Source organism: Clostridium sp. (genome assembly GCF_036642255.1).
In the GTDB taxonomy this organism is placed as follows: domain Bacteria; phylum Bacillota; class Clostridia; order Clostridiales; family Clostridiaceae; genus Clostridium_J.
Map to the genome: position 1 here is coordinate 1 of NZ_JAVWDJ010000074.1, position 10,000 is coordinate 10,000.

Here is a 10,000-nt window from a genome sequence, read left to right on the forward strand (position 1 = left end):
TTCGAACTCCCGACCAACTGGTTCGTAGCCAGCTACTCTATCCAACTGAGCTACCATCGCATATTAGGTTTTGTGGCGGAGAAAGAGGGATTTGAACCCTCGCGCCAGTTACCCGGCCTACGCCCTTAGCAGGGGCGCCTCTTCGGCCACTTGAGTATTTCTCCAAGCCTAAGTTATTAATAATATTTTATTCACATAAAATAAAAAAAATACTAAGTTTCAAAAATCTAAGTATTTCTAAATAAAAATGGCGGAGAGACAGGGATTCGAACCCTGGGTACGGTCACCCGTACGCCGGTTTTCAAGACCGGTGCCTTAAACCAACTCGACCATCTCTCCGTGTCATTTAACATAATTATTTTATCAAATATAAAACAACATGTCAATGCTTATTTAATTTATTATTTTTGTCAATTTAATATATACTTAGTATACACATTAAATCAAAATCAAAGATGCTCTAAAGTGAGCATCTTGGCGGAGAAAGAGGGATTTGAACCCTCGCGCCAGTTACCCGGCCTACGCCCTTAGCAGGGGCGCCTCTTCGGCCACTTGAGTATTTCTCCAAGATTTTGGCGGAGAGACAGGGATTCGAACCCTGGGTACGGTCACCCGTACGCCGGTTTTCAAGACCGGTGCCTTAAACCAACTCGACCATCTCTCCATGTCTGTTGACAAAATTTATTATATCAACATAATGTATTTTAGTCAACATATTTTTATAGGAATTTTAAAAAATTCAAAAGCTGATTACATTTTAGCAATAAACTTTTTCATTATATATCTTTTTATTATCTCCATTACTTTAAATAAAAAAATTAACTTAGCCAATTTTTTATTTAAATCAGCTAAGTTAACCACCTTAAAAATTTACTTACTTATTTTATTTCTATTCTTCCACCCATATATGGTCTTAATACTTCTGGTATTGTTATTGATCCATCTTCATTTTGGTAATTTTCTAAAACTGCAGCCACAGATCTTCCTACTGCAAGTCCTGACCCGTTTAATGTGTGTGCAAAATTAGGTTTATCCTTTGGATTTTCTTTATATTTTATATTAGCACGTCTTGCTTGGAAATCTTCAAAATTGCTGCAGCTCGATATTTCTACATATCTGTTATAACTTGGCATCCAAACCTCTATATCATAGGTCATAGCTGAAGAAAACCCTATATCTCCCTTGCAAAGCTTAACTACTCTATATGGTAATCCTAAGCCTTGAAGTACTTTCTCAGCATCTCTAGTTAGCTTTTCTAATTCCTCATAAGACTGTTCTGGTTTTGTAACTTTAACTAACTCAACCTTGTTAAATTGATGTTGTCTTATAAGTCCTCTTGTGTCTCTTCCTGCTGAGCCAGCTTCTGCCCTAAAACATGCACTATATGCAGCGTGTTTTATTGGAAGTTCCCCTCCATTTAATATCTCATCTCTATAAAGGTTAGTAACTGGTACCTCTGCTGTAGGAATTAAGAAATAATCAGTATTAGTAACCTTAAAAGCATCTTCTTCAAACTTTGGAAGCTGTCCTGTTCCAGTCATACTGTCTCTATTCACCATAAATGGAGGTAATATTTCTGTATATCCACTTTCTTCTGTATGGGTATCTAAGAAATAGCTTATTAAAGCTCTCTCTAACTTAGCACCTAATCCCTTATATACTGTAAATCTTGAACCTGTTATTTTTCCTGCTCTTTCCCAATCAAATATATTTAACTTTAATCCTAAATCCCAATGAGCCTGTGTTTCGAAGCTAAAGTTTCTTGGCTCTCCCCATTTTCTAACCTCCACATTATCTGCATCAGAGGCTCCTTCAGGTGCGTCTGAATTTGGAATGTTTGGTAGGCTTAATAATATATCTTTGATCTTTTCATCTATTTCTGAAATTTGAATATCAAAAGCCTTAACGTCTTCTCCAAGCTTCTTCATTTCTGCCATTATTGGCTCCACATCTTGACCAGCCTTTTTAAGTTTAGGTATTTCTGAAGATACTTGGTTTCTTCTACTTTTAAGATTTTCTACCTCTACAAGTATTTCTCTTCTTTTCTCGTCTAATGTTATCAATTCATCTACTAGAGAAACATCAAAACTTTTGCTTCTTCCAAGTAAACCAACTTTAATTTCATCTGGGTTATTTCTTATTCTTTTTAAGTCTAACATATTAAATCCTCCTATATATTCCTTAATATTACTTGCAACTTATTTCTTTATATGAAAACAATAATTTGTATCTTTGGCAAACTTACTTTATTTATAATTCTAAACACTAATAACTTTGCCATATAGCTATTTAAAATAAACAAAAAGAGCCTCTCATCCCCAAAGGGACGAAAGACTCCGCGTTGCCACCCTAATTGAATAAGTATATAAACACCTATTCCTCTTAATTATTTAACGGCTTTGCCGTACTGCTTTTAACAGTCCCTCAGAGGTGGATTCACAATGTAAAATGTATCAGCTCACACCAAATACTGACTCTCTGTAATCATCTTAAATAATATTACTTCATCTACCAATTATTTTTCCAAGATGATTTTACACTTTATTAATGTTACTATTCTCTTCTACGGTTTATTTATTTAGTTGTATAAACTATATATTATGCAAACTAATTTAAAATCTATTTATTTACCAATATTTTATATTATTTTATTACCTTCACTGAAGTTTGTCAATAATTTTATTTGTTTTTAACTCTTGTTTCTAGGGATATTTTTAGTGCATACTATGTCCACACCTGTATTTAATATATTTTTGCATACTATATCTCCAATATTCATAGGTGGTCCTACATGAATTCTACTTAATGCCTTAGAGCATTCTATCCATAATGATTTTTCTATAGGTCCAGAGCTTTTCACTGGCATAACATCATATAATGAAGAACCTTTTACTCTAACTATACTTGTTAATATATCCTTATCACTCAAATTTATCATTCCTTACATAGTCTCAAATTCTTTTATTCTTCCTAAAAGCACCTTAGAGTTCTTAGAATGTTTAACAATATCTGTAATTCTTTTTCCTGTTTCCCTAGCTAATATCCCTATTATTGCCTCATTACAATAACAACCTCTACAGCTACCAAAACCAGCTCCTGTTCTTCTTTTAATACCTTCTAAGGTTCTAGCTCCTAAAGGCCTTCTTATCGCATCTACAATCTCGCCTTCTGTAATCCCTTCACAAGCACATATGATTTTACCATATCTTTTATCAACCTTTATTATTTCATTTCTTTCATCATTAGAAATCTCCATGAACTTGTAATACTCTCTTCTCTTATCAACAAAATCTTTTTTTAATTTACAATTCAAGTTAGCAACTACTGTATTGCATATATTCAAAGCTAGTGCTGGAGTCATAGTCACTTGTCCATAATGCCTTACTTCAACATTTATATATCCATTTTCATTTAAATCATCATCTATTTTTACTGGCTCATCAAATAGGTGCCAATCTAAAACCATTTTAATTCTTTTACTATCAATGGATTTTACAAGTGGAGATAGCTTCTTTATAACCCTGTCATAGCTAACATTTTTCTCATTACTATATGCACCAATGATTCCCCCTGATATAGTTGGCCTTATATAAATTCTTTCTTTATTTTTTATATCAAAGATAATATTAGAATATAACTTTTCATAATTTTTATCTAGCATAATATACTTTAAGTAATTTTTATTATAGATTCTTTCTGGCTTGTTATCATAGCCCCTAGTAAGCTTTTCATCCAAGGTAGTATTTATAACTATCTTGCAAGTAAACTTATTTTTATTTGTTTCTACTTTAAAACCTTTAGTTAGCTTTTCAATGCTTATAGCTTCTTCTTCCAACCTAAACTTAACACCATTATCAAAGGCTATTTCTCCATAAGCTAATGCTAAATCATAAGAACGAAGTACCCCTGTATTAGGTATATATAATACTTTCTTAATATCCCTATCTAAATTAGGTTCTAATTTAAATACATCTTCACCCTCAAGGAGTTTTACATCTTCAATTTTCTTCTTTTGCGCTCTTTTATACATTGTATCAATAAAATCTTCTTGTTCATTGTTTCTTGCAACATACACCGAACCACATCTCTTAAATGGTACATTAAATTTATTTGAATATTCCTGTATTATTAGATTACCTTTTCTTATTAACTTTGAAGATAATTCATCATTACATTCTAATCCATCATAAACTGTTGCTGTATTTATTAGAGCAGTGTCACTGCCTATATCATAATCCTTTTCCAAAACTGCAATATTTAAGTTGTATTTTGAAAGTTCATAGGCAAGGGCACAACCTATTATGCCCCCTCCTAATATTAATATATCGTAATCCATAAATTCCTCCAATAAGACACCTGAAATAAGATAAATGACTTAAAGATGTCTAAGGTTAACTATTGAGATAACCCTTCAATTAATTTTCCTAATTCATTAATATATTCTCCATACTTTGCCCAATCACCACTTTTTTGAGCTTCTATAGCTTTATTGTATGCTTCTTTAACCTTACTCATATCTCCTGTAATTACATTGCCTCCTGGTGTAGGTGTATTAGTTTGGCTCCCCTTTTCAATGTTAAATATACTGTTAAGTGCCGCTTCAATATTTGGTGCTAGTACTATCTTATCTCCATAACCTACAATAACATTTTTCATCTCTGGAATACTCTTTTCACCTGAAGCTCTAAGATATAATGGCTCTACATATAATAGAGAATTTTCTATAGGAACTATTAATATATCTCCAAATTGAACCCCTGATCCTTTAGTGTCCCAAAGCGATAATTCTTTTGAAATAACTGGATCTTGATTTACTTTTTGTTTAAAGAGCATTGGACTATATATTGTTCCTCCTGTAGGAAAATTATATAAAAACATCTTCCCATAGTTTTCACCATCCATCCTAGCTCCATACATTGATACCATATTATCTCTACCTTTAGTATTGAAATATTCCAAAATTACCATTTCTTCTTTATCTTCATTAGGTAATTTCATAGTAACATAAGAAGCTTCGTTAAGTTGTTGTTCTCCTTCTACTTTTTCTTTATCTTCTGCTATAGACCATATATCATCTCCATTATAAAATACTCCCGGATCTGATACATGATATTTTCCAAGAACATTAGCTTGAATAGTAAATAGATCTTCTGGATATCTAAAATGAGATCTCAACTCATCTGAAAGCTCAGTTATATTTTTAAATAACTCTGGAAATATTTTTGAATATGTCATAGCAATAGGATCTTCTTGATCCACTATATAAAAATTAGTAGTACCGTTATAAGCATCAATGACCACTTTAACGGAATTTCTAATATAGTTAATACCATCTATAGGTTGAGAGTATGGAAACTTATTAGACACAGTGTATCCATCAATTATCCAATAAAGTCTATTATTACTTACTACTACATATGGGTCCTTATCATATTGTAAAAATGGAGCTATTTTCTTTATTCTTTCAATAATATTTTTGTTTAGTATTATCTTACTGTCACGTGTTATATCATTAGATAATAAAAACTTAAAGTTTTGCTCCTTAAAAGCAAATAATACTTTATTAAAGAAAGACATCTTTATTCCTGCTTCTCCATCATAATTATTAGTAGCATTTTCTCCCCCTACTGGGTAATCTATTTCACCAAGTTTTGTATTAACAATACTATACTCATTACTTCCTTCACCAAAATAAATTCTTGGGTTATCAATTGATATATCTGTTTCATTATCTATAGGAATGTTACTCATAACGAAGTCTGGTTGACCCTCACTAGTAACAGAATTAACCTTACTCATTACTACTCCATAACCATGGGTATATGCCAAGTGTTTATTTTGCCAAGTTGTTGAATTCTCATCCAACTTTTCAACGTCAAGCTCTCTAGCTGCAATAAAAACTTGATTATATTTATTATTAATTAAATATCTATCGATATCAATGTCATTGAATTTATAATAATATCTTATATATTGAAATTGATTATAAAACTCAAGAGCTGGTTTATATGAGTTAACAGTAATGTTATTTATTATATCTTCATTTTCCTTTAAATTTTCTTTTGTAAGTTCATTTTTTATTTCAAAATCTTCTTCCTTAATTTCATCTATATTAAAGGCCTTCTTAGTGTAATTTATATTATTTTCAATATAAGGTTTTTCTAAGGTCTTTTGATTAGATTGAACAAGGAATTGTTGAACTACTCCTGCTACCACACTTTCTGAAATTATTAAAATTACTATTAAAATTACAGATAGTATGATGGGTTTAGCTTTTTTTGCTATAATGCTAAAAAATACCACAAAAGCAGCTACTATAGAAACTATGGTTATAACCCTATAGAATTTTAAAGACACTACTATATCTGTATAATTAGCTCCATATACAACACCTTTTGGAGAATAAGATAAATTCCATCCATTAATCATATATCCAAGAGATATGATTAACATTATAAGTGCAGCCACTACTGCCAACTGTTTTCCTGCAAAAGAAGTTATTCCACTTGTTATATTTTTAAGTTCCACACTGCCTACTTCTATTTTTCTATTAAAAATCTTATCCTTAGCAGTGAGCATAATATAAGTTACGAAAGTACCAATTACAAGCAGTATCATAAGTGATAATGAGCTATTATATAGAGATTGAATTAATGGAAGTTTAAAAATAAAAAAAGAAATATCCTTCTTAAATATTGGATCTGTTAGAGCAAATTCTGTAGAATTTGCAAACTCTAATATTTTATACCAATATCCACTTGAAAAACTTATGGAGAATATCAAAGAAATTACAAAGTTTATAATTGAAAAAACTTTAAAAGCTCTTTTCTCCCTTAACTTGTCTATTTCTATAACATTTTTTAATTTTCTAATGTTTGGTACTAAGCTTTTGTAATATAGAGTTATCGCTATAAAAGTTACTAAAAAAGTTGGAACAATAAGCTTTAATATTGCTAACAACTTAGTAAAATACACCGAGAGATATCCGAGTTCCTTAAACCATTGATAGTCTACAATTATATTTATACTTGAAGCTATTACAGCTACTAGTACCATAAAAGTTAAAATTATCGAAGTTAAAAAATTTTTACCTTTCATATTCATCACCTTTTACCCTTACTTATTAATTTTCCCACAGTACTTTGTTTTGTCTCAATAGCTCCCACAGGGCATAACTCTTGACAACAAAAGCATCTTATACATTTTTTCATATCCCACTGGGGATATGACTTATTTTCCTTATTTATCATTTTGATGGCCTTTGGGTTTTCAGGACATACTTCTTTACATCTCCCACAGGAAATGCACTTCTTTGGTATAAGACTTGGACTTGGGGCAATAAGTTCTCTCAAAAAATTTGTAACTGTTGGGTTAATAAAGTGAAAATCTCCGCCATTTCTACATAGCTGAAAGTTCTTAGCCTTTAGCACCTCCACTTTTTCCCCAAGCACTTGAATTTCATCTGGTAAAACTGCTCCATATCCACAGTCATAAGCTTCTTTTAGTACAGGTGTATCGAGGGGATTATCATAACCTATAAGTCTCACAGCAGTTGAATCTACAGCAGTTATACTCTTGCCCATAATTAAAGTATTTAGTTTGTAAGGGCTTCCTGATTTAGGCCCATTACCCTCCATTGCTATTATGCCATCCATGATGGCAAAACTAGTTCTAACTACAGAGTTTAAGTCAAGAAGCATCTTGCAAAAGTTCTCTGCCTTAGGCATTCTAGTATGCCAAGTAGCCTTTCCAGTGCCTGGTATACATCCAAATTGATTTTTTATTGCTCCTGTAAAGTATGCCATAGCATGAGTCTTAAGCTTTGGTAGAGTTATAACTACATTTGCCTCATAAGGGGCCTTTGCCACTGTCCATGTTTTACACAAAAGTGATTTTTCAAGTTTTACACTTATACCTTCATTAAAATCCACATATTGAACATCATACTTTTTAGCTATATCTATAAGTCCACACTTTTCTGCTGCCTTTCTTCCATCTCCAAAGCCAGGTGAGTCCCCAAAAACTATATTATTGCTATATTCCTTGATAACTCTAATAACTGCTTCAAATACAGCATAGTGAGTAACTACTGGAGATTCCTTATGCTCCACGCTTAATAAATTAGGTTTTAGAAGTACCTTACTATTTAGGGGAATAAGTTCCCTTAAAAACTTTCTTCCACCTAAGAGTTCAAATCCTTCTCTAAGTTTGCTCTCTATTAAATCTACATCATAAGTTTCACATTTAAGTAATGCAACTTTTTCCAAACATCTTCCCCCTAATTAAATCCATAAATATATTTTATATAAAAGAATAAGCTAATTCACCTTTTTAGTAATTTTTAATAAGATATCAACTTCTACATAAAAATTATATTATACTTGATCCTCTAAAGTTTGCTTAAAGATTAATATTATTCTTTTAGATATTAATCTTTTTATTTTTCTTGAATTAAATAACCTTTTTTATTTAATTCCACTAATATTTTATCCATTATTTCTTGGCTATCGCAACTAATAGTATGAAGATGAATTCCATTTGTTAATGCCGATAATGGTTCTGCACCAAAATTATTAAACTTCTCCTCAAACCTCTCTAAATCAAATAGATTTTTAATCATTAACATTGCCTTTATTTCTCCATATAGAGGGTGTTCTACTATTACATCTTCAATAGTACCACCATACTTTATGATTGTTTTAAGCTCATCCTCCATATCCTTTCTATGGTGAATCACTGCAATTACTTTTTTTATCTTTAAACTATTATCACCTGGAACCACATATCCTTCTGGCGTTGCAATTATATTTAATCCTTCAGCTCTAATAATAGCAATATCTTTTACAATTACTTGCCTTGTTACATTAAACATTTCTGCAAGGTTCTGGCCCTTTATGGTTTCTTTAGAAATTGTAAGTAATTCCTTAATTTTGTCTCTACGGCTTTTAGAAATCATTATATCCTCCATAAAAAATATTTCTATTTGTAATCTTATTAGTTCATATTACTATTTTACCATTTATTGATAACTAATATAATAAATTTTATTATGTATTTAAAATAAAATATCCCTTGGAATCTACACTGACATTTAGTGTTTCTATCCTAGGGATTACTTTCATTATATTAATATCAAAGTACACTTTTTAATATTTAATTCTTATCATCATATTTTTTTATAATTTCTATATAAGGGCACTTTGTATCTTTATTATGATGATTTTTTATAATATCTAAAAACTTATTATCATAATCTTTATCTTTTAAAATCTTATATCCCTCTTCTCCATGGTTGTAATAAACATGAATTTTCTTTACCCCTCTATAGTTTCTAAGGTTACCCTTTGTAGCCTTATTTAATAATACCAAAATAGATTTATCTATGGGGTTTAATGTCTTGTATAACTTTCCTATATCATGAAGTAACGCAGCTCTGATTAATGTCTTATAGTTAATTTCTCTATTATGCTTATTAAATTCTTCTTCATCTATTTCTTCTATAATATCTCTAGCTACATTAATGCAATGTTTTCTATCATATACTGGTAGCTTATTAAAAAGTTCTTTTTCACTATAGCTTAAATAATTATTAACTATCTTAAAATCTTCTTCTGTAACTTTTGCAGAAATTGCTTTAAAAAATTGTTTCACTCTATATATTGCCATAGTGTTATCTCCTTTTTTATATTTATAGACAAATCACATCTATACTATATAGAATTTAATAAAAAGCTTTCATTATTCTAAGCTCTTTTTTCTCCATATATTTTATATAAATTATTTTTAATAATATTATAATACAATAACAATACTGGTTTTTATTTATAATTTTTTATAAATAAAAAAGCAATCCAAACGGATTGCTTTTGGTGGAGATAAAGAGACTCGAACTCTTGACCCCCTGCGTGCAAGGCAGGTGCTCTCCCAACTGAGCTATACCCCCATATATGGTGGACCTTCAGGGACTCGAACCCCGGACCAACCGGTTATGAGCCGGTTG

At 30.8% G+C, this 10,000-nt stretch carries 7 protein-coding genes, 5 tRNA genes and 1 other annotated feature; all 12 genes read right to left on the reverse strand.

Translation table 11 applies throughout. The features are described 5' to 3' along the window. Positions 1 to 73 precede the first annotated feature (73 nt). The 12 genes from RR409_RS19875 to RR409_RS19930 all read right to left on the reverse strand — a co-directional run bounded on the left by RR409_RS19875 (position 74) and on the right by RR409_RS19930 (position 9,943). Positions 74 to 164: transfer RNA gene (locus RR409_RS19875), tRNA-Ser, on the reverse strand. An 84-nt stretch (positions 165 to 248) separates the two neighbouring features. Next, positions 249 to 339 (reverse strand) — tRNA-Ser (locus RR409_RS19880). 136 nt (positions 340 to 475) lie between these two features. Continuing rightward, positions 476 to 566 (reverse strand) — tRNA-Ser (locus RR409_RS19885). A gap of 7 nt (positions 567 to 573) precedes the next feature. Then, positions 574 to 664, reverse strand: a tRNA-Ser gene (locus tag RR409_RS19890). A 214-nt stretch (positions 665 to 878) separates the two neighbouring features. Continuing rightward, complete coding sequence (gene serS, locus RR409_RS19895; protein WP_332559523.1) at positions 879 to 2,159, reverse strand: serine--tRNA ligase; 1,281 nt, start codon at positions 2,157 to 2,159, stop codon at positions 879 to 881. Positions 2,160 to 2,319: 160 nt separating this feature from the next. Further along, positions 2,320 to 2,525: a binding site (T-box leader), on the reverse strand. Positions 2,526 to 2,689: 164 nt separating this feature from the next. Continuing rightward, on the reverse strand, positions 2,690 to 2,929 hold the full coding sequence (locus RR409_RS19900) for a DUF1667 domain-containing protein (protein ID WP_332559524.1): 240 nt from the start codon (positions 2,927 to 2,929) through the stop codon (positions 2,690 to 2,692). A gap of 12 nt (positions 2,930 to 2,941) precedes the next feature. Beyond that, positions 2,942 to 4,336: an FAD-dependent oxidoreductase gene (locus RR409_RS19905; RefSeq protein WP_332559525.1), complete on the reverse strand. Its 1,395-nt coding sequence runs from the start codon at positions 4,334 to 4,336 to the stop codon at positions 2,942 to 2,944. 59 nt (positions 4,337 to 4,395) lie between these two features. Then, positions 4,396 to 7,098, reverse strand: coding sequence for a UPF0182 family protein (locus tag RR409_RS19910; RefSeq protein WP_332559526.1), 2,703 nt, complete (start codon positions 7,096 to 7,098; stop codon positions 4,396 to 4,398). A 5-nt stretch (positions 7,099 to 7,103) separates the two neighbouring features. Then, entirely contained in the window at positions 7,104 to 8,267 is a 1,164-nt protein-coding gene (locus RR409_RS19915) for a DUF362 domain-containing protein (RefSeq protein ID WP_332559527.1), read from the reverse strand. Between the two features lie 170 nt (positions 8,268 to 8,437). Further along, entirely contained in the window at positions 8,438 to 8,956 is a 519-nt protein-coding gene (locus tag RR409_RS19920) for a transcription repressor NadR (RefSeq protein WP_332559528.1), read from the reverse strand. Positions 8,957 to 9,153: 197 nt separating this feature from the next. Continuing rightward, positions 9,154 to 9,666 (reverse strand): HDIG domain-containing metalloprotein, encoded by a 513-nt coding sequence (locus RR409_RS19925; RefSeq protein WP_332559529.1) that lies wholly within the window; start codon positions 9,664 to 9,666, stop codon positions 9,154 to 9,156. A gap of 201 nt (positions 9,667 to 9,867) precedes the next feature. Beyond that, positions 9,868 to 9,943, reverse strand: a tRNA-Ala gene (locus RR409_RS19930). Between the last annotated feature and the right edge of the window lie 57 nt (positions 9,944 to 10,000).